Origin of the sequence: Cryptosporangium sp. NPDC051539, from assembly GCF_044454545.1 — a bacterium.
Classification (GTDB): Bacteria; Actinomycetota; Actinomycetes; order Mycobacteriales; family Cryptosporangiaceae; genus Cryptosporangium.
In genome coordinates this window covers 176,324-196,606 of the sequence record NZ_JBITDV010000001.1, presented here as the reverse complement: position 1 = coordinate 196,606, position 20,283 = coordinate 176,324, and the positions used below count along the sequence as shown (strand labels likewise).

The window sequence follows — 20,283 nt, the reverse complement described above, 5'->3', positions numbered from 1 at the left end:
CCCTCCTCTGGGGGTCATCCCTAACAAGCAATTGCTTGGGGGCGCACACCGTACCGGAGATGTGTAGGTCGCGTATAGAGGTTGCTGTGACCCTGGGCCCGTGCCGGGCCCGGAGGGGGATTCGAAACGGGGGGCGGGTGCGGGTGGCGGCCCGCATCCGCCCCCCGTCTCGAGTCAGACCGTCTCGAGTCAGACCCGCAGTTCTCGCAACACCGCGGCCGCCCCGGTGGCACCGTCGGCGTCACCCGCGTCCGTGAACAGCGTCTGCGCCTCACGCAGCGCGTGGGCGGCGGACGGGTCGCCGAGCTCGTGCAGCGCCCGCCCGAGCAGCACCAGTGCCGCGGCCTGGAACCGCAGCCACCCCCGCGTCCGCCACAGCGCGACCGACTCGCGCAGGTACTCGGCGGCCTCCGCCGGGTGCCCCGCGTTCAGCTCGATCTCCCCGAGGATGCCCAGCGCGTCGGCCATGTGGTGGGGCATCCGGTACTCGCGGGCGTGCGCCAGCGCGGCCTCCGCCGCCGGGCGCGCCTCGGCGTCGCCCCGCCGCAGGTGCAGGCGGGCCAGGCCGATCCGGGTCAGCGCCGAGGTGTACCCGTCGCGGTGCCGCTCGGAGATCTCCAGCGACTCGGTCAGGTAGGCCTCGCCCTCGTCGAGCGCGCCGTACTCGCTGTGCCCGATGCCGAGGAACTGCAGCACGCTCGCCACCTGCCGCGGGTTGCCGAGCTCGCGGGCCCGGTCGAGGGCCTGGAACAGGTGCTCGAGGGCCTCGCCGAGCTCCGCCTGCTCCCGGTGCGCGAGCGCCAGCGAGATGTGGGCCCGGAGCTGCCCGCCCAGGTGACCGGTCTCCCCGGCCCAGCGCAACGCGTCCCGGGCGGCGGCGATCGCCTCGTCCCGCCGTCCCGACGCGGTCAGCCCCCACGACCGCATGACCGCGGCGTCCGCCGCTCCCCCGAGCTCTCCGAGCTCCCGGAACAGGTCCTGCAGCTCGAGCGCCTCGTCCAGCGACCGGGCCATCGCCTCGGTGCCGTGGTCGTCGCTGATCCAGGTGTTCACGTCGATCAGACCCCGGCGGACGACGGCCTCGCCGCGCCGGTTGCCCGCACCCGCACACGCGGCCTGCACCAGCCGGTTGGTCGTCGCCCACTCGGCGTACATGCCGCGGACGTCGAAGTACTTCTCCATCCGCTGGGCCAGGTCGAACGCGGCCTCGTGCAGCCCAGCCGCACAGGCCTGCCGGATCACCGCGCGAACGCCGGCCTGCTCGGCGTCGAACCAGTCCAGCGGCTCCACCCCGCGTAGGTCGTCGAGCACCGCGGCCACGTCGGGCCGGAACGCCGACCCCGGGATCGGCGCGTAACACGGCCCCGGTAGCGCCGGCTCCAGCCGCTCGGCCACCGCCAGCCACCCGCCGATCGCGGTGCGCACGACGTCACCCGGATCCTCGTCCCGCGCGTAGAGCCGGACCAGGTCGTGGAACCGGTACCGGGTCTGACCCGCGGAGTCCGTGCCCACGGCGCTCAGCACGTGAGCGTCCACCAGGTCGTCGAGGTCGAGGGAGGCGCGCTCGGGAAGCTGGTCCGACAGGACGGTGGCGAGCCACCCTCCGAAGTCCGGCCCGTCGACGGTGGCGAGCGCCCGGAAGAGCCGCCGGGCGGACGGCCGCAGCGCGTCCTCGCTGAGCGCGAGCGACGCGCGGATCTGCAGGTCGCCGATGTCCAGCCGATCGAGGCGGCGCTTCTCGTCGCGCAGCAGCGCGACCAGACGGCTCAGCGTCCAGCTGGGCCTGCTGGTCAGCCGCGCGCCCGCGATCCGGACGGCGAGCGGCAGGCCGCCGCACAGTTGCACGACGTCGGCCGCCGCGGTGTCGTGCGCGCTGTCGTCGCCGACCCGGGCGTCGTTCACGATCCGCGCCAGCAGGCGGACGCCGTCGTCCTCGGTGAGCACGTCGAGCTCCGACCAGCGGGCGCCCTCCAGCCCGGACAGCCGGACCCGGCTGGTGAGCAGCACCGTGCACCCCGCGGTGCCCGGCAGCAGCGGCCGGACCTGCGCCTCCGAGGCCGCGTTGTCGAGCACGACGAGGACCCGGCGCCCGTCGAGCAGCGTGCGGTAGAGCTCGGCGCGCTCGTCCGGGTCGGGCGGTATCGCGGGGCTCGGCACACCCAGCGCCCGGAGGAACCGGGCCAGCACGTCGGCGGGCGGCACCGGGTTCGGACCGGCTCCGGCGAGGTTCGCGTAGAGGCGGCCGTCCGGATAGGCCGTCGCGGCGGAGTGCGCGACGTGCAGCGCCAGCGTCGTCTTGCCGACGCCGGCCATGCCGGTGATGCCCAGCACGGTCAGACCGGACGGGGGCGTGTGCGGTGAGAGCGCCTTGCGCAGCCGGCGGACCTCCTCCGCGCGGCCGGTGAAGTCGGCCACCGCGGGCGGCAACAGCGCCGGCGGGCGGTGGACCGGCTCGTCGAGCAGCTGGGCCTGCAGTTCCTGCAGCTCCCGGCCGGGGTCGACGCCCAGTTCGTCGGCGAGCGCGGCCCGGATCGTCTCGTAGGCGGCCAACGCCTCGGTCCGCCGGCCGGTCGCCTGCAGCGCGCGGACGTACCGGGCCCAGAGCCGCTCGCGCAGCGGGTTCCCGGCGGTGGCGACGGCCAGGTCGGCCACCAGCCCGGCGTGCTCGCCGAGCGCGAGGCAGGCCTCGGCGCGATCTTCGATCGCGGCCAGCCGGCTCTCGGTCAGCCGCGCCGCGTGCGGCACGACCCAGCCCAGGTCGGCCAGGTCGGGCAGGAACGGGCCCCGCCACAGGCCGAGGGCCACGGTCAGGCGGTCGAGCGCCTCCCGCGGGCGGCCCCGGTCGAGCGCGCGCCGGCCGTCGGCCGCCGCCGCGTCGAACACGCCGACGTCGCACTCACCGTCGCCGAGGTCGAGGCGGTAGCCGGCCGACGACGTGACCAGCGTGGACGCTCCGCCGGGCGCCACCTCGTCGAGCACGTGCCGCACCCCGAACACGTACGAGTGGAGGTTCGCCCGTGCCGAAGAGGGCGGGTCGCCGTCCCAGAGCGCATCGATGATCTCGTCGGCCCGGACGACCGTACCGGCTCGTAACAGGAGCATCACCAGGAGCGCGCGCTGTTTGCGCCGCCCAGCGGCGACCGGGCGGCCGTCGGCAGCCCGGACATCGAGGTCGCCGAGCAGGCGGAACAAGAAGAAACCTCCGGGAAGGCGTGTGTCTACACGAGACTATCGGGCATCAGCTGTACCGGCTGGGCGGTGTCGGTAGTCCGAGGTTCTCACGGTGCGTCGACCCCCGGTACTCCCCGGTGTAGACACCGCGCTTCGTCAGCTCGGGCACGACGAGCTCGACGAACTGCTCGATGCCGACCGGGATCGACGAGAACGCGAGCATGAAGCCGTCGGCCGCGCCGTTGGTGAAACGCCGGGTCATCCAGTCGGCGATGCGGTCGGGGGTGCCGACCAGGAACCGGTTGCGCAGCAGCAGGCGGTTGATCTCGCGGAGCGTCAGGGTGCCGTCGCCGGCGACCTTCCGGATCCGCTCGAACACCGACTGGACCTGGTTGGTCGGCACCGACAGATCGGGCCGGAACGGCTCGTCCATCGCGAACTCGCTGACGTCGAACTCCAGGTAGTGCGAGAGCCAGTCGAGCGAGAGCCGGTCGGGGGTCAGTTCCTCGATCAGGTCGAGGTACTCCTCGGCCTCGCGTTTCGTCTGGCCGACGACCGGCGAGAGCGCGGGCAGCACCTTGAGGTGATCGGGGTCGCGGCCGTTGGCGCGGGCGCGGGCCTTGTAGTCGTCGTACAGGGCCTGGGACCCTTTCAGACCACCGCCGTCCAGCGTGAACACCGCTTCGGCGGTGGCGCCCGCGAGCGCCCGGCCGGCCTCGGAGGCACCGGCCTGGAAGATCACCGGGCGGCCCTGCGGCGGGCGGACGATGTTCAGCGGGCCGCGGACCGTGAAGAACTCGCCCCGGTGGTCGAGCCGGTGGACTTTGGACGCGTCGGCGAAGTACCCGGACTCCTTGTCGTGGCGGAGCGCGCCGTCCTCCCAGGAGTCCCAGAGACCGTTCACCACGTCGATGAACTCCGCCGCGCGGCGGTAGCGGACCTCGTGGTCGAGGTTGGCGTCCCGGCCGAAGTTCCAGGCCTCCTCGTTGCTGGCGCTGGTGACGACGTTCCAGCCGGCCCGCCCCTCGCTGAGGAAGTCGAGCGAGGCCAGCTTGCGGGCGATGTGGTACGGCTCGTTGTACGTCGTCGAGACCGTCGCGGCCAGCCCGATCTGTTCGGTGACCTGCGAGAGCGCGCCGAGCAGCGTGAACGGTTCGAGCCGGGTGTTGACGACGTGGTCGATCCCGGAGCGGTAGCGGTCCCACACGTAGAGCTCGTCGGCGACGAACGCGGTGGCGAAACCGCCGCGCTCGGCGGTACGGGCGAAGTCCCGGTAGTAGCCGAGGTCGAGGTAGCGCTCGGGCTGGGCGCCGGGGAGGCGCCAGCTCGCCAGGTGCTCGCCACCCGGGTAGAAGATCATCGCGCCCAGAATCATGGATTTCGCCGACACGAACTCACTCTACTGACCCGCTTCGTCGACCATATGTACTACCGAACGGGCCCTTGACGCGGGGGGAAGATCAAGGGCGCGGGCGGGCGATCGGCCCGGTTCCGTTCGGGAAGGGGTGAGCCCGATGCCTCCTCGGGTGGTGCGGTTCTCGGTGTATCCGGTGGCCGGGCGCGACAGCATGCTGCTCAACCTGAGCGGCGCGCACGCGCCCTACTTCACCCGCAACGTGGTGGTCGCCGAAGACTCCTCGGGGCGTCTCGGGCTGGGCGAGGTGCCGGGCGGGCCGGCGATCACCCGGACGCTCGAGGAGTGCGCGCCGCTGGTGGTGGGGGCCTCGGTGGCGGACTACCGAGCGGTACTGGCCGGGATCCGGTCGACGTTCGCGGACCGGGATTCCGCCGGGCGGGGACCGCAGACGTTCGATCTGCGGACGACGATCCACGTGGTCACCGCGGTCGAGTCGGCGCTGCTGGACCTGCTCGGGCAGTTCCTCGAGTTGCCGGTCGCGGCGCTGCTGGGGCCGGACGGGCAGCAGCGCGACTCGGTGCGGATGCTCGGCTACCTGTTCTACGTCGGGAACCGTCCCGGGACCGGAGCCGGGGCCGGGGCCGGCGATCCCTGGTACCGGGTGCGCGACCAGGAGGCGCTGACGCCGGACGCGATCGTGGCGCAGGCTTCGGCCGCCGCGGCCCGGTACGGGTTCCGCGACTTCAAGCTGAAGGGCGGAGTGCTCGCCGGCCCCGACGAGATCGCGGCGGTCCGGGCGCTGAAGGCGCGGTTCCCGGACGCGCGGATCACGCTGGATCCGAACGGGGCCTGGTCGCTCGCCGAGGCGATCTCGCTCTGCGACGGGCTCGGCGACGTACTCGCGTACGCCGAGGATCCGTGCGGCGCCGAGGACGGGTACTCCGGGCGGGAGATCATGGCCGAGTTCCGCCGGGCGACCGGTCTGCCGACGGCCACGAACATGATCGCGACCGACTGGCGTCAGCTGCGGCACGCGATCGCGCTGCGCAGCGTCGACATCCCGCTGGCCGACCCGCACTTCTGGACGATGCAGGGGTCGGTGCGGGTGTCGCAGGTGTGCGCGGGCAACGGGCTGGTGTGGGGCTCGCACTCGAACAACCACTTCGACATATCGCTGGCGATGTTCGTGCACGTCGGAGCGGCCGCGATAGGCGAGTACACGCCGCTCGACACGCACTGGATCTGGCAGGAGGGCCGGGAGCGGCTGACGGTCGCACCGCTCGCGATCCGGGACGGGGCGGTGTCGGTGCCGTCCGGCCCCGGCCTCGGGATCGCGCTCGACCAGGAGCGGCTCGCGGCCGCGCACGCCCTCCACCAGGAGCTGGCACCGGGGGCGCGGGACGACGCCGAGGGCATGCGGTATTTGATACCGGGATGGACGTTCGATCCGAAGAAGCCGGCCCTGGTGCGGTGACGGTACTGCAGGTCGGCCCGCTGGGTGCGGGCCTGTCGTCGACGCTCGCCTCGAAGTACGGGGCGGTGAAGATGGCTCAGCCGGCTCCGTCCGGCGCCGAACGGGACGCCGTGCTGGCGGTGACGGGGGGTCACAGCGGACTGACCGCGGAGCTCCTCGACGCCCTGCCGTCGCTGCGGGCGATCGTGACGTTCGGTGTCGGGGTGGACCGGACCGACCTGGACGCCGTGCGCCGGCGCGGAATCCTGTTGTCGAACACGCCGGACGTGCTCACCGACGACACCGCGGACACCGCGGTCGCGCTGCTCGTGGACGTGATGCGCGGGTTCGGCGCGGTAGCACGCTGGACCCGGGCCGGTCACTGGGCCGCCGGGGGCTCGTACCCGCTGACCCGCCGGGTGAGCGGCTCGAAGGTCGGGATCCTCGGGCTGGGGCGGATCGGATCGGCGGTGGCCTCGCGGCTCACCGCGTTCGGGTGCTCGATCGCGTACACGAACCGGCGGGAGCGGCCCGAGGCGCCGTACCGGTACGTGGCGTCGCTGGAAGACCTGGCCTCGTGGGCCGACGCGCTGGTGGTGACCGCGGCCGGCGGCCCGGCCAGCGCCGGCCTCGTGTCGGAGGCGGTGCTGGCGGCGCTGGGGCCCGGCGGGTATCTGGTGAACGTAGCCCGCGGTTCGGTCGTGGACGAGGACGCGCTGGTGTCGGCGCTGGTCGGCGGGCGCCTGGCCGGGGCCGGGCTGGACGTCGTCCGGAACGAGCCGCACGTGCCACCGGCGCTGCTCGGCCTGGACAACGTCGTGGTGCTCCCCCACGTCGGCAGCGCGACGGTCGAGACCCGGCAGGCGATGGCCGACCTGGTGCTGGCGAACGTGGCTCAGTTCTTCCGCGACGGAACGCTGGTCACGCCCTACGACGTGAGCGGGTAGCCACCGGCCAGGACGGTCGCCGCCAGCGCGAGGCGATGGTCCTTGCCCCAGGGCGGCCCCAGCCGCTCGCGCGGACGGCTCAGGAAATCGGCGTCGCCGACCAGACCGACGGCCCGGCTCTCGACGTCCCGGGCCTCGAACAGGTGCACCTGCCACCCGCGCTCCCGCGCCGCGTCGGCCAGCACCTGCCGGTACATCACCGAGTCGGCCCGCGCCTCGTACGGCACCCGCCGCAGCACCGCGACGTCCACCGGGAAATCCGGCGGCCAGGCGCGCAGCGACATCGACACGATCCCGGGCGGCAACCCGTCCAGGGCCGTGGACGTGGCCCGCACCGCGGAGGCCCGCACCCTGGCGACCAGCGCCGCCACCGCGGCGTCGTCCAGCACCGCCGTCGAATGGCTGAGCCCGTGGACCGGCGCCGCCTCCACGCCCGGTTCCACGAGCTCGATCCGCCGCCGGTCGACGACCGCGAACGACTCGTCCGCCGTCACCGCCACCGCCCACCCGAAGTGATGAGCTATCCCCACGCGCACACGCAGGAGTATGCACCGGCCTCAGAACGGAGCGGGACCGTCCCCCGCCGGAGGCAGCGGTTCGGTGCGCCCCGGCTCGTTCCGGACGTGCACGGTGCTCGCGTCGGTGGCCCGGCGCACCTGGCGCCGCGGGCTCAGCGGGAACCACGACTCGGTCGGCGGATGCGGGTCTGCGAGGCGCTGTCCGCGGATCGCGATCTGCCAGCGCCGGACCGCGAAGAACACCAGCGCCGCCAGCACGAGAATCAGCACGATTTCCATGGTGGGGAGTTACCCGCGAGCACCCCCCGCTCACACCGCGAATTCTGCCGAGACCAGGGACTCTCCCTGGGTCGGAAACCGCCCACGAGCGACACGCTGGTCGCATGGACTTCAAGCTCGAAGTACTCGTCATCCCGGTCTCCGACGTCGACAAGGCCAAGGACTTCTACACCGGCCTGGGCTGGCGCCTGGACGCCGATTTCGCCACCGGTGACCAGTTCCGCGTCGTCCAGGTCACTCCGCCCGGCTCCCCCGCCTCGGTCATCTTCGGCACCGGTCTGAGCAGCGCGGTTCCCGGTTCGGTGCAGGGCCTGCACCTCGTCGTCGACGACATCGAGGCGGCGCGCGCGGAGGTGGCCGCCCACGGGGCGAACGTCAGCGGCGTCTTCCACGACGCGGGCGGCGTGTTCCATCACGCCGGTACCGAGCACCAGGTCCCCGGGCCCGCGCCCGAGCACGCCAGCTATCGCTCGTTCGCGTCGTTCGCCGACCCGGACGGCAACGAGTGGGTCCTGCAGGAGATCACCACCCGGCTGCCCGGCCGGTGACGCCCATGGACGTCGGCGCGCTCGCGAGCCTGCTCGAGGAAGCCGAGCAGCACCACGGTGCCTACGAGGCCGTGGCCCCGCCGCACCACTGGTGGGACTGGTACGCGGCCTACGTCGTGTCCCGCGCCGACGGGAACGCGTCCGGCCGGGCCGTGGCCGACGCCGGGAAGCACACGGAGGCGGTCCTCGATGATTGACTACGACGTCATCGTCGTCGGCGGCGGGTCCCCGGGCGAGCACACCGCGGGGGCGATCGCCGCCGGCGGGCTGCGGGTCGCGCTGGTCGAACGGGAACTCGTCGGCGGTGAGTGCTCGTACTACGCCTGCATCCCGTCGAAGACCCTGCTCCGCCCGGGCGAGGCCGTGCACGCCGCGCGCGAGGCCCGGGCCACCGCCGAGATCGACGTCGCCGCCGCGCTGGCCTGGCGCGACTTCATGGTCTCGGACTACTCCGACGCCGGTCAGGAGCGCTGGCTCGCGTCCCGGGGCATCGATCTGATCCGCGGCACCGGCCGGCTCGCCGGAACCGGAGCGGTCGAGGTCGACGGCGTCCGCTACACCGCCGGCGACGTCGTGCTGGCCACCGGCGCCGACCCGATCGTCCCGCCGATCCCCGGCCTGCGGGAGCTGTCCGGTCTCTGGACCAACCGCGAGGTCACCGGCATGAAGGAGGTGCCACGGCGGCTACTGGTGCTCGGCGGCGGCCCGGTCGGCGTCGAGATGGCCCAGGCCGTGCGCCGCCTCGGCGGCGAGGTGGTGCTGGTCGCGGGCGAGCGGTTGCTGGCGCGCGAACCGGCACCGCTCGGCACGGCACTGGCCGAGGTCCTGCGCCGCGACGGCATCGAGGTCGTCCTCGGGTCCAGGGCAACCGCGGCCCGTCTCGACGGGGAGACCTACGTCCTGGTCGTCGACGACGGCCGTGAGCTGCGCGGTGACCGTCTGCTGGTCGCGACCGGCCGCCGGCCGCGGACCGAGGGGCTCGGTCTGGAGACCGTCGGGATCCCGGCCGGCGGTCACGGCGTTCCGGTGGACGCCCGGCTGCGCGCCGCGGAGCGGCTCTGGGCCGTCGGCGACGCGACCGGCCTGTTCCTGCTGACCCACGTCGGCAAATACCAGGGGGACGTCGTGGCCGCGAACCTGCTCGGCGAACCGCGGGAGGCGAACTACGACGCGGTGCCGCGGGTGGTCTACACCGACCCGGCGGCCGCGGCGGTCGGTGCCACGTCGGCCCGGTACTCGGCGACCGTGCCGCTCAACGAGATCGCCAAGACCGAGACGTACACGCGGGCCTACGCCGAGTCGAACGGCTTCCTGACGCTGCTCTCCGACGGTGAGCGGCTGACCGGCGCGTACGCGCTCGGCCCGGAGGCCGGCGAGTGGCTCCAGCAGGCGACGCTGGCGATCCGGGCCACGGTGCCGCTGGAGGTCCTGCGCGACACGATCCAGCCGTTCCCCACGTTCTCCGAGATCTACGTCGGTGCGCTCCTCGCGCTGCGCGAAGCGATCCGGCGATGATCGCGCTGCGCAGCCGGGCCGGGGTCGCACTGATCGCGGCGACCGTGCTGGCCTCGATGGTGAGCTTTCTCGACGCGAACGTCGTGAACGTCGCGGTTCCGGCGATCGGCCGGGACCTCGGCGCCGGTCTGGCCGGCTTGCAGTGGACGCTCACCGGCTACCTGCTGTCCGTGGCCGCGTTGCTGCTGCTCAGCGGCGCCCTCGCCGACCGGTTCGGACGCCGCCGGGTGCTGGCGATCGGGCTGACGGTGATGCTCGTGGCCTCGGTCCTGTGCGCGGTCGCGCCGAACGTCGGTGCGCTGATCGCGGCGCGGGTGCTCCAGGGTGCGGGGTCGGCGCTGGTCGTCCCGACGAGCCTGGCCCTGCTCAACGGCGCGCTGCGGGTGCCCGACCGGGCCCGGGGCATCGGGATCTGGGCGGCGATCGCCACGATCGGCACGACGCTGGGCCCGTACGCGGGCGGGTGGTTCGTCGACCACGCGTCCTGGCGGTCGGTGTTCCTGCTCAACGTGCCGCTGATCTTCGCCGGGCTGATCGTGCTGCGATGGGTGCCGGAAACACCGCAGGCCCGGCGGGCCCTGTCGCTGGACGCGGCCGGTGCGCTGCTGACGGTGGTGGGGCTCGGTGGCGTCCTCTACGGGCTGAACACCGCGTCGGCGTCCGGGTGGGGTAGTGCGTCGGCGCTGGTGCCGGTGGTGGTCGGGGTCGTGGCGCTGGCCGCGCTGGTGCCGGTGGAGCGGCGGCTCCGGGCGCCGATGCTGCGGCTGTCGCTGTTCGCCTCGCGGCAGTTCGACGCGATCAACGTGACGACCGTGCTGTTCTACGGCGGGCTGGCGGCGGCCGGGTATCTGCTGGTGCTGCAGTGCGAGCTGCAGCTGGGGTACTCGGCCGCTGCGGCCGGTGCGGCGTTGATCCCGTCGTCGGTGGTGTTCCTGGCGGTGTCGCCGGCCAGCGGTGCGCTGGTGTCGCGGTTCGGGCCCCGGTGGTTGATGGTGGCCGGGATCGTGGTGGTCGGGGGCTCGTTCGGGTGGCTGTCGTTCGCCCGGCCGGGCTCGTCGTACGTCGCGGTGATCCTGCCGTCGGCGTTGCTGTGGGGGCTGGGCATCGGTCTGGCGGTCGCGCCGCTGACCGCCGCCGTGCTGGCCGCGGTGCCCGACGCCGACCTGGGCGAGGCGTCCGCGGTCAACGACGCCGCCTCCCGCCTGGGTGGCCTCTTCGCGGTGGCCGCGGTGCCCCTGCTCCTGGGCCGGCACGGCCCGGCCGGTGCGAGCGGCGCCAACGGTCTCGGCCCCGCCCTGGCCGACGGCTACCGCCCCGCGATGCTCGTCCTCGCCGCGGTCTGCGCCGCCGCCGCGGTGGTGACCGCCCTGTTCGTGAGCGACGCGCGCCCCGCCACCCCGGCTCCGGCCGTGGTGCCGCCGGGCCCGCACCACGGGTGCGCCCCCGCGCTGGCGGGCGCCCCCGACCCCGAAACGCCCCCGCCCGGCACACCCGCGCCCGGCACACCGGCAGAGCCGGTTCCGGTGCCGCCTCCGGCTCCTGAAGGGACCCTCGCGTGAAACTCACCGGCCAGACCGTCGTCCTCATCGGCGGGAGCAGCGGAATCGGGCTCGAGACGGCCCGGCAGGCGCGGGCCGAAGGAGCGGAGGTGGTCCTCACCGGCCGCGACCCCGAGCGCCTGGCGGCGGCCGCCGCCGGCGTGGGCGCGCGCCGGACGGCCGCGTTCGACGCCGCCGACCCGGACGCCCTGCACCGCTTCTTCGACGACCTCGGACCGATCGACCACGTCCTCACCACCGCCGGTGGTGCCTACTACGCCCCGCTCGACGAGCTCGACTTCGCCGAGGCCCGCCGCAACGTCGACGAGCACCTCTGGGCTCAGCTGCACCTGGCCAAGGCCGTGGCGCCGCACCTGCGGCCCTCCGGCGCGCTCCTCTTCGTCGGCGGTACCGGCGCCCGCCGCCCGGCCAGGGGCCTGATCCTCGCGGCCGCGATGACCGCCGCGCTGCCCGCGCTGGCCGCGGGCCTGGCGATCGAGCTCGCGCCGGTCCGGGTCAACGTGATCGCGGCCGGGTTCGTCGACACGCCGCTGTCGGCCCGCCTGCTCGGCGACGAGCTCGACGAGCGCCGCCGGCAGCTGCGCGACACGCTCCCGATCGGCCGCGTCGTCGGCCCCGAGGACGTCGCGGCGCTGGCCCTGCACCTGATGACGAACACCGCGCTCACCGGAGCGACCTACGATGTCGACGGCGGCCAGCAATTCGTGCGGGCCTGATCGGGCCGCGGGACGCCGTACGGCGATCGACGTCGCTGTGATCCGGACTCGTGAGGGAACACCGATGATTCTGAAGGACACCGTCGCGCTGGTCACCGGCGCGAGCAGCGGGATCGGCGCGGCCACCGCGCGGCGGCTGGCCGCGGGAGGGCGCGGCGGTCGCGCTCGTCGCCCGGAGGCAGGAGCGGCTCGACGAGCTGGCCGCGACGATCGGCGACGAGGGCGGCATCGCCCTCGTCGTGCAGGCCGACGTGACGGACCGGGCCGGGGCGATCGGCGCCGTCGACCACACGGTCGCCCGGCTCGGGCGGCTCGACACGGTCGTCAACAACGCCGGAATCATGCTGCTCGGCCCGGCGCTGGAGGCCTCCCTGGACGACTGGGACCAGATGGTGGCGCTCAACGTCCAGGGGCTGCTCTACGTCACCCGTGCGGCTCTGCCGCACCTGGCGCGCGCGGCGGCGGACTCTCCGCGCGGCGTCGCGGATCTGGTGAACATCAGCTCGACGGCGGGCCGGGTGGCCCGGCCGGGCAGCAGCGTCTACAACCTGACCAAGACCGGCCTGGTCGCGTTCTCGGACGCGGTCCGGCAGGAGCTGGTGGGCCAGCGGGTACGGGTCAGCGTGGTGGAGCCGGGCACCGTCGACACCGAGCTGACCGACCACCTCGGCGACGGCATCCGGGAGGCGGCCCGGCGTCAGACGTCGTCGATCGAGGCGATGCGGCCGGAGGACATCGCGGACGCGATCGCGTACATCGTGACGCGGGAGCGGCGGGTCGCGGTGAACGAGATGCTGGTGCGAGCGGGCGATCAGACCTGGTGACCGAACGGCCTGTGTAGACCTACGATCGGTGCGAGAACCACGATCGGGGAGCGCGCGTGGACAAACCGGACCCGGCCGCGGAGATCGACACCAGTCGGCCCGCAGCCGCCCGCATGTACGACTACTACCTGGGCGGATCCCACAACTTCGCCGCCGACCGCGAGGCGGCGGCGAAGGTGCTGGAGGTGATGCCGGACGTCCCGCTGATGGCGCAGGCGAACCGGGCGTTCCTGCACCGATCGGTGCGCTACCTCGTCGACGCCGGGATCCGCCAGTTCATCGACCTCGGATCCGGCATCCCGACCGCGGGCAACGTGCACGAGGCCACGCCGGAGTCGACGGTCGTGTACGTCGATCTGGATCCGGTGGCGGTGGCGTACAGCGAGTCGATCCTTTCCGGGGTCGACCGGGCCGGGATCGTGCACGCGGACATCCGGCGGCCGGAGGAGGTGCTGGAATCGCCGGTGACGCGCGGGTTGCTGGACTTCTCCCGGCCGATCGGCGTGCTGATGGTGGCGGTGCTGCACTTCGTGTCGGAGGACGACGATCCGGCCGGGGTGATCGGGGCGTTCCGGTCGGCTCTGCCGGTGGGGAGCGCGTTGTCGATGGCGCACGTGACGTTCGACGGGCGGCCGGCCGAGATGGAACGCCTGACCGCGATCTACTCGAAGAGCGCGAACCCGACCACGTTCCGGACGAAAGCCCGGCTCGAGGAACTGATGGCGCCGTGGGAGCTGGTGGATCCGGGGCTGACCTGGGTGACCGAGTGGCGGCCCGACTGGCCCGACGCCGTCGAGGGCGATTCCGCGTGGTGCGGTAACTACGGCGCGGTGGGCCGGAAGCGCTGACCTCCGGTCGACGACGGCTTCCCGGCCGGCGCACGCGGCCTCAGCGGTTGAGGAGGGCGCCGGCCTCGACGAGGAGGTCGCGGAGCCAGGCGTGCGCCACGTCCGTGCGATACATCGGATGCCACCAGAACGCCTCGGCCAGTGGCACCGCGTCGAACGGGCACTCCAGCACCCGCACCCCGGTCAGCGGCGCCATCCGACGAGCCAGGTGCTGCTGCACCAGCGCCACCCGGTTGGTGCCCGCGACCAGGAACGGCATCTGCAGGAACCCGTCGACGACGATCTCGATCCGCTGCTCGACGCCGATCATCCGCAACTGCTGCGCGGCCGGCGCGAACGCCGTCGGCCGGTTGAACAGCACCACCCACGGCATCTCCGCGAGCTGGCCCAGCGTGAGCGCGTCGCCGACGGAAGGGTTGTCGCTCGCGACGATGCACACCCACCGGTCCTCGTACAGGTCGGTGTAGGGCGTCTCGGTCAGGAACCCGTGCGGCAGGATGAACCCGTCGACGGTCCGCAAAATGTCGGCCGACTGGTTCACCGCTTCGGGCGAAGTCTGTTGCAGGCGCAGCCGGATCCCGGGCGCCCGCTGCGCGATCAGCGTCATCACCACCGGCCCGAGGATCGCCGTCGCGTAGTCGGACGTGATGATCGTGAATTCCCGCTCGATCGTCGCCGGGTCGAACTCGGCCCGGACGTCGAACACCCGGCGGACGCTCTCGATGGCCGGGGGCGTCCTCGCGGCGAGCTGCACGGCCAGTGGCGTCACCTCGCGGACTGGGTCGCTGACCGCTTCTCATGCCAACGTGGTGACGAATACTCGTTCTAATGAGTATGGTGGTGTCCATGATCGACCTGGACAGCGACCGGCCGGCCTACCGGCAGCTAGCCGAGAAGTTCCGCACCGACATCGGCCGAGGCCGGTACCGGCCGGGAGCGGCGATCCCCTCCGAGGTGGCGTTGGGGCAGCGCTACGACGTCTCCCGCAATACCGTGCGCCTCGCCATGGGCCTGCTGCGCCAGGAGGGGCTGGTCGTCACCCGCCAGGGGCGCGGCACGTTCGTCCGCAGCGCGGTGCCGGTCCGCCGCCGGGCCGTCTCGGCGGTGCCGCCGGGTCTCCGCACGGACGCGACCGACCGGGAAGTCCGGGCCGACACCCGCGTCGCCGGGCTGCTGGACGTGGCCGTCGGCACACCGGTCTTCGAGCGAAGGACGTCCAGCCACGACGGCGGCCTTCCGCAGGAGACCAGCGCCTCGTACGTTCCTCTCGACCTGGCGACCGCCGTCTTCCAGCGGCAACCGTGCGCCACCGGCACGATCGCGGCGCTGGCGAGCGCCGGCGTCGAGGTGACCGAGATCCACGAACTCGTCCGGGCCCGGATGCCCCATCCCGACGAGGCCCGCGCCCTGGCCGTCCCGACCGGCACGCCGGTGTTCACGATCACCCGCACGATGTACGCGGGCGACCGTCCGGTCGAAGCGGCCGTCGACATCGTGCTCCCCGCCGACCGCGTCGAACTCGCCTATCGCGCCGAACCCCACGGCCGACCACCCGTCCTCTGAGGCCCGCCGCCCGGCACCCGCCGCCGGCTACGGCGGTCGGTGGCGCGCTCAGTCCCCGCGGCTGCGGACGGCGCGGTCAGGCCGGTGCGTCGAGCTGGGCGGCGATGCCCTCCAGGCACCACTGCCAGCCCACCCGCAGGTGCCCGGCCACCTCCTCGCCCGAGAGGCCCTCGACGGTGAGCTCGAGCCGCGTCCCGGCGTCGACCGACCGGAAAAGCACTGTGCAGCGGGACCGCTCGTCGGTGCCTTCGCCGGTCGTGAGCACGTCGAACACGAGCCGTTCCACCGGCTCGAAGACCGCGAACGTCGCCGTCTCGGCGTACGAGTCGCCGGCCGGGCGGGGACCGAACCGGACCCGGTAGCCGCCACCCTCGCGGGCGTCGACCTCGCAGCTCGCGACGCGCCAGTCCGGGTCCGGGCAGACCCAGCGCTCCAGCAGGTCGGCGCGGGTGAAGGCGGCCCAGACCCGCTCGGGCGGCGCGGGGTAGGTGCGGTCGAGGTCGAAGGACAGGAGCGGTGCGGTCACGTTTCCTCCAGGAGAGTTCCGAGAGCGTCCAGCCGGGCCGACCAGAGCGCCTGTTGCTGAGCGGTCCACGTGGCCACGGCGACGAGCGCGTCGTCGCGCAGCCGGCACTCGCGGACGCGGCCGCGCTTGACCGTCGTCACCAGGCCCGCCTCTTCGAGCACGCGGACGTGCTTGAGGACGGCGGGCAGCGACATCGACGTCGGCGCGGCGAGGTCGCCGGCGGACGTCGGCCCGCGGGCGAGCCGCTCGACGATGGCCAGGCGGGTCGGGTCGCCCAAGGCCGCGAACTGACGGTGAACCATACGGTTTACTGTTGCGGCGCCCGGCGCCCGTGTCAACCCCACGCGATGGGCGGACCGGTGCGGGCCGGGTCCGCCGGATGGTCGGTCCCGCCGGACGCTCGGGCACCAGATCGGCTTTCGGCGCCACCGAGCCGCGTCCCCCGGCAACCGGTGCTCTCCGCGGGCCGCGCCCGGATCGGGGGTGACACCGTCGTCGTCGACGACGACGCCGTGGGGGACGTTCCCCGGCCCGGCACCTACGGCGAGCCGGGATCGTGGCACGCGGGCAACAGCGTTCCGCGCGCCTTCTCCGACGTTCCCGGCCTGGCCGGCCGACACGCCCGGTCACGCCGCCGGCGCCCGATACCGTCCTGGTCCGGCTACCGTCAGCCGGCCCGGTCTCGCTCCAGCCCCTCGACCAGGTACCGCACGTGCAATTCGAACAGGTGGTCGGCCTGTTCGCGGCTCACTGACGTCGGATCGGAGCCGCCCTGGCTCGGCCTCGACTCGACCGTGCCCGACTCCAGCACCGCGTACCCGATGACCGCCCACGACAGCAGCTGCACCGCCTCCACCGCCGCCCGGCCGCCGAACCCGCCCTCGTCGCGCAGGATCGCGACGAGGACGGTGGCCGCCGGCACGAACGGCGAGCGGCGCAGCGTGAGCAGCCGCCGGATGTCGGGAATCGTGATCAGCCGGTCCCGCAGCGTGGACGCCCACCGGGTCGTGTACTCCGGCCACGTCTCGCCCGCCCCCCGTGCCGGTGCCACGTCCACCAGCACGGTGTCGGCGACGGCGTCGAGCAGTGCCTCCTTGTTGCCGACCCGGCTGTAGAGCGGCACCGGCGACACCCCGAGACGGGCGGCGACCGTGCGCATGCTCACGGCGTCCAGACCCTGGTCGTAGAGGATCGCGACCGCGGCGCGGACGATCTCGTCCGCGGTGAGCTCGAACGCCGATCCACTCGCCATGGCTGAACTTAGCCCACAGCGTCGAGCGAGCTACCGACCAGCCACATGCTGAAGTACTGCGCGGACGCCCCGTACGCCTGCGCCAGCGCGACCTTCGCCCCGTCGACCTGGTGCTCGCCGGCGGTGCCGCGGACCTGCATCGCGGCCTCCGCGAAGCGGAGCAGCCCGGACGCTCCGATCGGGTTCGACGAGAGCACGCCGCCGGACATGTTGACCGGGAACGACCCGTCGAGCGCGGTGTCGCCCCGCTCGACCATCTTCCAGCCCTCACCCCGGTCGGCCAGGCCGTGCGCCTCCAGCCACATCGGCTCGTACCAGCTGAACGGCACGTACAGCTCGGCGCAGTCGATCTGCTCGCGCGGCCGGGTGATGCCCGCCGTGCGATAGATCTCCGCCGCGCAGTCCGCCGCCCCGGCCGACCAGACCGGATCCCGTCCCGGGAACGACGACGGTTCCGACCGGTACGACGACGCCAGCACCCACGCCGGTGCGCGTCCGTCCGCCGCGGCCGCGTTCCCGCCGTCCTCGTCGGTGAAGATCACCGCACAGGCGCCGTCGGACGAGGGACACGACTCCAGGTACCGGATCGGCTCCCACATCATCGGCGACTCCTTCACCTTCTCCACCGTGATGTCTTTGAGCTTCAGGTGCGCGTACGGGTTCTTCAGCGCGTTGAGCCGGTCCTTCACCGCGACCATCGGGCCGACGTCGGCCGGCGCGCCGGTCTGGGTGATGTACGAGCGCATGTACGGGGCGAACGCACCGCCGGCGCCCAGCGACGCACCGCGGCCGGAGCCGAGCGCGAACTGGGCGTTGCCCTCGGACTGCTTCTGGTACGCCAGCGAGAGCACGGTCCGGTGGATACCAGACTCGACCAGGTGCGACCCGACGATGCCGGTGGTCCCGCCGACGCTGCCGGCCGTGTGGACCCGGAACATCGGCTTGCCCGCGGCGCCGAGCGCGTCGGTCAGGTACAGCTCGGGCTTCATGACGCCCTCGAACAGGTCGGGCGCCTTGCCGAGCACGACCGCGTCGATGTCGGCCCAGGTCAGGTGGGCGTCCTCGAGTGCGCGGGTGGCGGCTTCGCGCACCAGCCCGCCGAGCGAGACGTCCCACCTGCGGGTCTTGTGATTCGTCTGTCCGATTCCGACGATGGCGCACGGACGGGCCGTTGTCATTTCGTTCCTCCCGCCAGCACGGCGACCAGGTTCTGCTGCAGACACGGGCCGGACGTCGAGTGCGCCAGCGTCCGGCGCTTTCCGTTGTCGCGGATCTGCCTGGCCGCTTCGACGATGCGGACGAGACCGGTCGCCATGACCGGGTTGGCGGCCAGCGGCCCGCCGGACGGATTGATCGGGACGTCGGGTCCGAGCCCGAGCGCGGCCGCGAGCACCGGTTCCTCGTGCGTGAACGCGGTCTGCAGCTCGGCGGCGTCGATCGGGCCCTGATCGACGCCGGCCGCCTTGCCCGCCCGCGCCGTGGACGTCGAGACCCGCAGGTCGCGGACCCCCAGCTGGTGCGGCTCGGCCGAGTGTGCGAAGCCGGTGATCCAGACCGGGTTCGCCGTGAGCTCCCGGGCCTTCGCACCGCGGGCGATCACCACGCAGGCGGCTCCGTCGGTGATCGGCGAGAGGTCGTGCCGCCGCAGCGGCGCCCGCACGTAGTCCTCCTTGAGCAGCGCGTCGACGTCGTATTCGCCGGAGACCTGGGCGTACTCGTTGGAACGCGCGTCGGCACGGGTGCGGGCGGCCACGCCGGCCATCTGCCGCTCGGTCACCAGACCGGCGTCCAGAAGTGTCCGGGCTTGGAGGGCGGCCATCGAGACCGCGTCGGCGCCGAGCGGAGCGAGGTAGTACGGGTCCATCTCCATCGGATAGATCGTCGCGGGGTCAGCGGTCGACGACCGGCCGGAGCCCATCGCGATCGCGACGTCGAGGTCACCGAGCTGGAGGCGGACCCAGGCCTCGTAGAGCGCCCAGGCGCCGTCCATCTCGACGTGCGAGTCGCGCTTGGGGGGCCAGGCCCCGACCGCGTCGATGTTCTGCACGAACGAGAACGCCTGCCCGGCGACGTAGTCGCAGCTCCCGGCGCAGGAGAAGTCGACGTCGGCGCGGGTGATGCCGGCGTCCTCGCACGCGCCGCTGACGACGTCGAACAGCAGCCGGGCCTCGGATTTGTCGGTACGGCGGACCATCGGGGTCAGCGCCCAGCCGACGATGGCGACAGGTTCCATGTCAGAAGATCCGATTCACGATCGAAGGGTCATCGACGTCGGGCTCACCGCTCGGGGTCCAGCCGGCCAGTTCCTGCTTCCCGCTCGCATCCGTCGTCCAGACCGCTTTCACCCGGACGCCCGGGTGGACGTCGCCGTTGGGGAAGTCGACGACCGGCTGGTACGCGAGCACGGCGTCGATCTCGTCGGTCAGCACGTGGACGCGGGCGAACGGCTCGGTCTCGGTCTGGCCCGGGTACTGCACCGGCGTGATGATCGTGAACGTGGTGAGCGTGCCGGTCTGCGGCAGCTCGACCTCGTGCGCGGCGGTCAGCGGGATCGCACACACCGGGCAGGCCTGCTGGAGACCGGTGTAGACGCGGTGGCAGTTCGGGCACTCGAGCCCGACCAGGCGTCCCTCGGCGAACGCCTTGCCGAAGATCAGCTGGGTCTCGGGAACCGGAGTCGTGTACGAGATCGACGCGTCGTAGTTCATCATCGTGACCGGCTCGGTGGCCGGCCCCCCGTCGTTCTCCGGGTGCACCGGCTCCTCACCCGGGACGAACGCCTCGATGTCGGTGAGGTGGCCGCGGCGCTCGGCCCGCCAGCGCGGGGCCACGCGCATGCCGGTCTCCATGGCCGCGATGTCGCCGGCGTCGACCGCGTGCATCAGCGTGGTGGAGGCGCCGTCGAGTTCGATCAGCGCGAACGCGAACGGGTGGCCGAGCGGGTGCTGCTCGCTCGGGGAGGCGACCCAGGTCCAGGATCTGACGGTGCCGGCCGGTCCGACGTCGACGAAGTCGGGTTCGAGCTCTTCGGCGGTATCGGGGTCCCACTCCAGAGGTGGAACGAGCACCATTTCCCCGTTGCGGATCCCGACGATGCGCTTGTCGGTGAGGCTGGTCATGAAGTACCCGATGACCGGCCCCAACGAGCGCTTATAGGGGAATCTCACCGTCGATTCGACGAACGTTGTCACATCCGGCCCTCCGTTC

Annotated in this window: 20 protein-coding genes and 1 pseudogene; 10 read left to right on the top strand and 11 right to left on the bottom strand. The window is 73.0% G+C overall.

What is annotated here, in order from left to right; all coding sequences use genetic code 11:
* Positions 1-189: 189 nt before the first annotated feature.
* Together ACIBZJ_RS00930 and ACIBZJ_RS00925 are read right to left on the bottom strand one after the other, a co-directional pair.
* A complete protein-coding gene (locus ACIBZJ_RS00930) occupies positions 190-3,192 on the bottom strand; it encodes a BTAD domain-containing putative transcriptional regulator (protein WP_395924050.1) in 3,003 nt (1,000 codons plus the stop codon).
* 46 nt (positions 3,193-3,238) lie between these two features.
* Positions 3,239-4,561 carry an LLM class flavin-dependent oxidoreductase gene (locus tag ACIBZJ_RS00925; RefSeq protein WP_395924048.1) on the bottom strand — a complete coding sequence of 441 codons (1,323 nt, stop codon included), beginning with the start codon at positions 4,559-4,561 and terminating at the stop codon, positions 3,239-3,241.
* 124 nt (positions 4,562-4,685) lie between these two features.
* Here ACIBZJ_RS00925 and ACIBZJ_RS00920 point away from each other — a divergent pair, with 124 nt between their 5' ends.
* Entirely contained in the window at positions 4,686-6,002 is a 1,317-nt protein-coding gene (locus ACIBZJ_RS00920) for an enolase C-terminal domain-like protein (protein ID WP_395924046.1), read from the top strand.
* On the top strand, positions 5,963-6,928 hold the full coding sequence (locus ACIBZJ_RS00915; protein WP_395924044.1) for a 2-hydroxyacid dehydrogenase: 966 nt from the start codon (positions 5,963-5,965) through the stop codon (positions 6,926-6,928). Before ACIBZJ_RS00920 ends, ACIBZJ_RS00915 begins: the two co-directional genes overlap by 40 nt.
* Here ACIBZJ_RS00915 and ACIBZJ_RS00910 read toward each other — a convergent pair.
* Both ACIBZJ_RS00910 and ACIBZJ_RS00905 read right to left on the bottom strand, forming a co-directional pair.
* Entirely contained in the window at positions 6,910-7,464 is a 555-nt protein-coding gene (locus ACIBZJ_RS00910) for a hypothetical protein (protein ID WP_395924042.1), read from the bottom strand. The genes ACIBZJ_RS00915 and ACIBZJ_RS00910 overlap by 19 nt on opposite strands.
* Before the next feature lie 21 nt (positions 7,465-7,485).
* The gene (locus tag ACIBZJ_RS00905) at positions 7,486-7,716 is read right to left on the bottom strand and encodes a hypothetical protein (protein WP_395924040.1); all 231 of its coding nucleotides are present in this window, start codon (positions 7,714-7,716) and stop codon (positions 7,486-7,488) included.
* Positions 7,717-7,829: 113 nt separating this feature from the next.
* Here ACIBZJ_RS00905 and ACIBZJ_RS00900 point away from each other — a divergent pair, with 113 nt between their 5' ends.
* From ACIBZJ_RS00900 to ACIBZJ_RS00870, 7 genes and pseudogenes are all read left to right on the top strand, one after another.
* The gene (locus ACIBZJ_RS00900; RefSeq protein ID WP_395924038.1) at positions 7,830-8,273 is read left to right on the top strand and encodes a VOC family protein; all 444 of its coding nucleotides are present in this window, start codon (positions 7,830-7,832) and stop codon (positions 8,271-8,273) included.
* 5 nt (positions 8,274-8,278) lie between these two features.
* The gene (locus ACIBZJ_RS00895) at positions 8,279-8,470 is read left to right on the top strand and encodes a bleomycin resistance protein (protein WP_395924036.1); all 192 of its coding nucleotides are present in this window, start codon (positions 8,279-8,281) and stop codon (positions 8,468-8,470) included.
* Positions 8,463-9,788, top strand: coding sequence for a dihydrolipoyl dehydrogenase family protein (locus ACIBZJ_RS00890; protein ID WP_395924034.1), 1,326 nt, complete (start codon positions 8,463-8,465; stop codon positions 9,786-9,788). Before ACIBZJ_RS00895 ends, ACIBZJ_RS00890 begins: the two co-directional genes overlap by 8 nt.
* On the top strand, positions 9,785-11,347 hold the full coding sequence (locus ACIBZJ_RS00885) for a DHA2 family efflux MFS transporter permease subunit (protein ID WP_395924032.1): 1,563 nt from the start codon (positions 9,785-9,787) through the stop codon (positions 11,345-11,347). The genes ACIBZJ_RS00890 and ACIBZJ_RS00885 overlap by 4 nt, the downstream gene beginning before the upstream one ends.
* Complete coding sequence (locus ACIBZJ_RS00880; RefSeq protein WP_395924030.1) at positions 11,344-12,063, top strand: SDR family oxidoreductase; 720 nt, start codon at positions 11,344-11,346, stop codon at positions 12,061-12,063. The genes ACIBZJ_RS00885 and ACIBZJ_RS00880 overlap by 4 nt, the downstream gene beginning before the upstream one ends.
* A gap of 64 nt (positions 12,064-12,127) precedes the next feature.
* A pseudogene (locus tag ACIBZJ_RS00875) lies at positions 12,128-12,887 on the top strand (SDR family NAD(P)-dependent oxidoreductase).
* A gap of 56 nt (positions 12,888-12,943) precedes the next feature.
* Positions 12,944-13,735, top strand: coding sequence for an SAM-dependent methyltransferase (locus ACIBZJ_RS00870; RefSeq protein ID WP_395924028.1), 792 nt, complete (start codon positions 12,944-12,946; stop codon positions 13,733-13,735).
* 40 nt (positions 13,736-13,775) lie between these two features.
* On the opposite strand, the gene ACIBZJ_RS00865 is transcribed toward ACIBZJ_RS00870, so the two are convergent.
* On the bottom strand, positions 13,776-14,504 hold the full coding sequence (locus ACIBZJ_RS00865) for a LysR substrate-binding domain-containing protein (protein WP_395924026.1): 729 nt from the start codon (positions 14,502-14,504) through the stop codon (positions 13,776-13,778).
* 77 nt (positions 14,505-14,581) lie between these two features.
* Here ACIBZJ_RS00865 and ACIBZJ_RS00860 point away from each other — a divergent pair, with 77 nt between their 5' ends.
* The gene (locus ACIBZJ_RS00860) at positions 14,582-15,298 is read left to right on the top strand and encodes a GntR family transcriptional regulator (protein WP_395924024.1); all 717 of its coding nucleotides are present in this window, start codon (positions 14,582-14,584) and stop codon (positions 15,296-15,298) included.
* Between the two features lie 76 nt (positions 15,299-15,374).
* On the opposite strand, the gene ACIBZJ_RS00855 is transcribed toward ACIBZJ_RS00860, so the two are convergent.
* From ACIBZJ_RS00855 to ACIBZJ_RS00830, 6 genes are all read right to left on the bottom strand, one after another.
* Entirely contained in the window at positions 15,375-15,824 is a 450-nt protein-coding gene (locus ACIBZJ_RS00855; RefSeq protein ID WP_395924023.1) for an SRPBCC domain-containing protein, read from the bottom strand.
* Complete coding sequence (locus tag ACIBZJ_RS00850) at positions 15,821-16,126, bottom strand: ArsR/SmtB family transcription factor (protein ID WP_395924021.1); 306 nt, start codon at positions 16,124-16,126, stop codon at positions 15,821-15,823. The genes ACIBZJ_RS00855 and ACIBZJ_RS00850 overlap by 4 nt, the downstream gene beginning before the upstream one ends.
* Positions 16,127-16,491: 365 nt before the next feature.
* The gene (locus ACIBZJ_RS00845; RefSeq protein ID WP_395924019.1) at positions 16,492-17,076 is read right to left on the bottom strand and encodes a TetR/AcrR family transcriptional regulator; all 585 of its coding nucleotides are present in this window, start codon (positions 17,074-17,076) and stop codon (positions 16,492-16,494) included.
* Positions 17,077-17,084: 8 nt separating this feature from the next.
* Entirely contained in the window at positions 17,085-18,254 is a 1,170-nt protein-coding gene (locus ACIBZJ_RS00840; RefSeq protein WP_395924017.1) for a thiolase domain-containing protein, read from the bottom strand.
* The gene (locus ACIBZJ_RS00835; RefSeq protein WP_395924015.1) at positions 18,251-19,309 is read right to left on the bottom strand and encodes a lipid-transfer protein; all 1,059 of its coding nucleotides are present in this window, start codon (positions 19,307-19,309) and stop codon (positions 18,251-18,253) included. Before ACIBZJ_RS00835 ends, ACIBZJ_RS00840 begins: the two co-directional genes overlap by 4 nt.
* A 1-nt stretch (position 19,310) precedes the next feature.
* Positions 19,311-20,243, bottom strand: a complete 933-nt coding sequence (locus ACIBZJ_RS00830) for a Zn-ribbon domain-containing OB-fold protein (RefSeq protein WP_395924013.1) — start codon at positions 20,241-20,243, stop codon at positions 19,311-19,313.
* Positions 20,244-20,283: the final 40 nt, after the last annotated feature.

What these genes read in the sequence shown, in the direction of transcription:
- ACIBZJ_RS00920 (WP_395924046.1), top strand. Translation starts at nt 4,686, where the DNA reads ATGCCTCCTCGGGTGGTGCGGTTCTCGGTGTATCCGGTGGCCGGGCGC.
- ACIBZJ_RS00915 (WP_395924044.1), top strand. Translation starts at nt 5,963, where the DNA reads ATGGACGTTCGATCCGAAGAAGCCGGCCCTGGTGCGGTGACGGTACTG.
- ACIBZJ_RS00900 (WP_395924038.1), top strand. Translation starts at nt 7,830, where the DNA reads ATGGACTTCAAGCTCGAAGTACTCGTCATCCCGGTCTCCGACGTCGAC.
- ACIBZJ_RS00895 (WP_395924036.1), top strand. Translation starts at nt 8,279, where the DNA reads ATGGACGTCGGCGCGCTCGCGAGCCTGCTCGAGGAAGCCGAGCAGCAC.
- ACIBZJ_RS00890 (WP_395924034.1), top strand. Translation starts at nt 8,463, where the DNA reads ATGATTGACTACGACGTCATCGTCGTCGGCGGCGGGTCCCCGGGCGAG.
- ACIBZJ_RS00885 (WP_395924032.1), top strand. Translation starts at nt 9,785, where the DNA reads ATGATCGCGCTGCGCAGCCGGGCCGGGGTCGCACTGATCGCGGCGACC.
- ACIBZJ_RS00860 (WP_395924024.1), top strand. Translation starts at nt 14,582, where the DNA reads ATGATCGACCTGGACAGCGACCGGCCGGCCTACCGGCAGCTAGCCGAG.
- ACIBZJ_RS00850 (WP_395924021.1), bottom strand. Translation starts at nt 16,126, where the DNA reads ATGGTTCACCGTCAGTTCGCGGCCTTGGGCGACCCGACCCGCCTGGCC.
- ACIBZJ_RS00845 (WP_395924019.1), bottom strand. Translation starts at nt 17,076, where the DNA reads ATGGCGAGTGGATCGGCGTTCGAGCTCACCGCGGACGAGATCGTCCGC.
- ACIBZJ_RS00840 (WP_395924017.1), bottom strand. Translation starts at nt 18,254, where the DNA reads ATGACAACGGCCCGTCCGTGCGCCATCGTCGGAATCGGACAGACGAAT.
- ACIBZJ_RS00835 (WP_395924015.1), bottom strand. Translation starts at nt 19,309, where the DNA reads ATGGAACCTGTCGCCATCGTCGGCTGGGCGCTGACCCCGATGGTCCGC.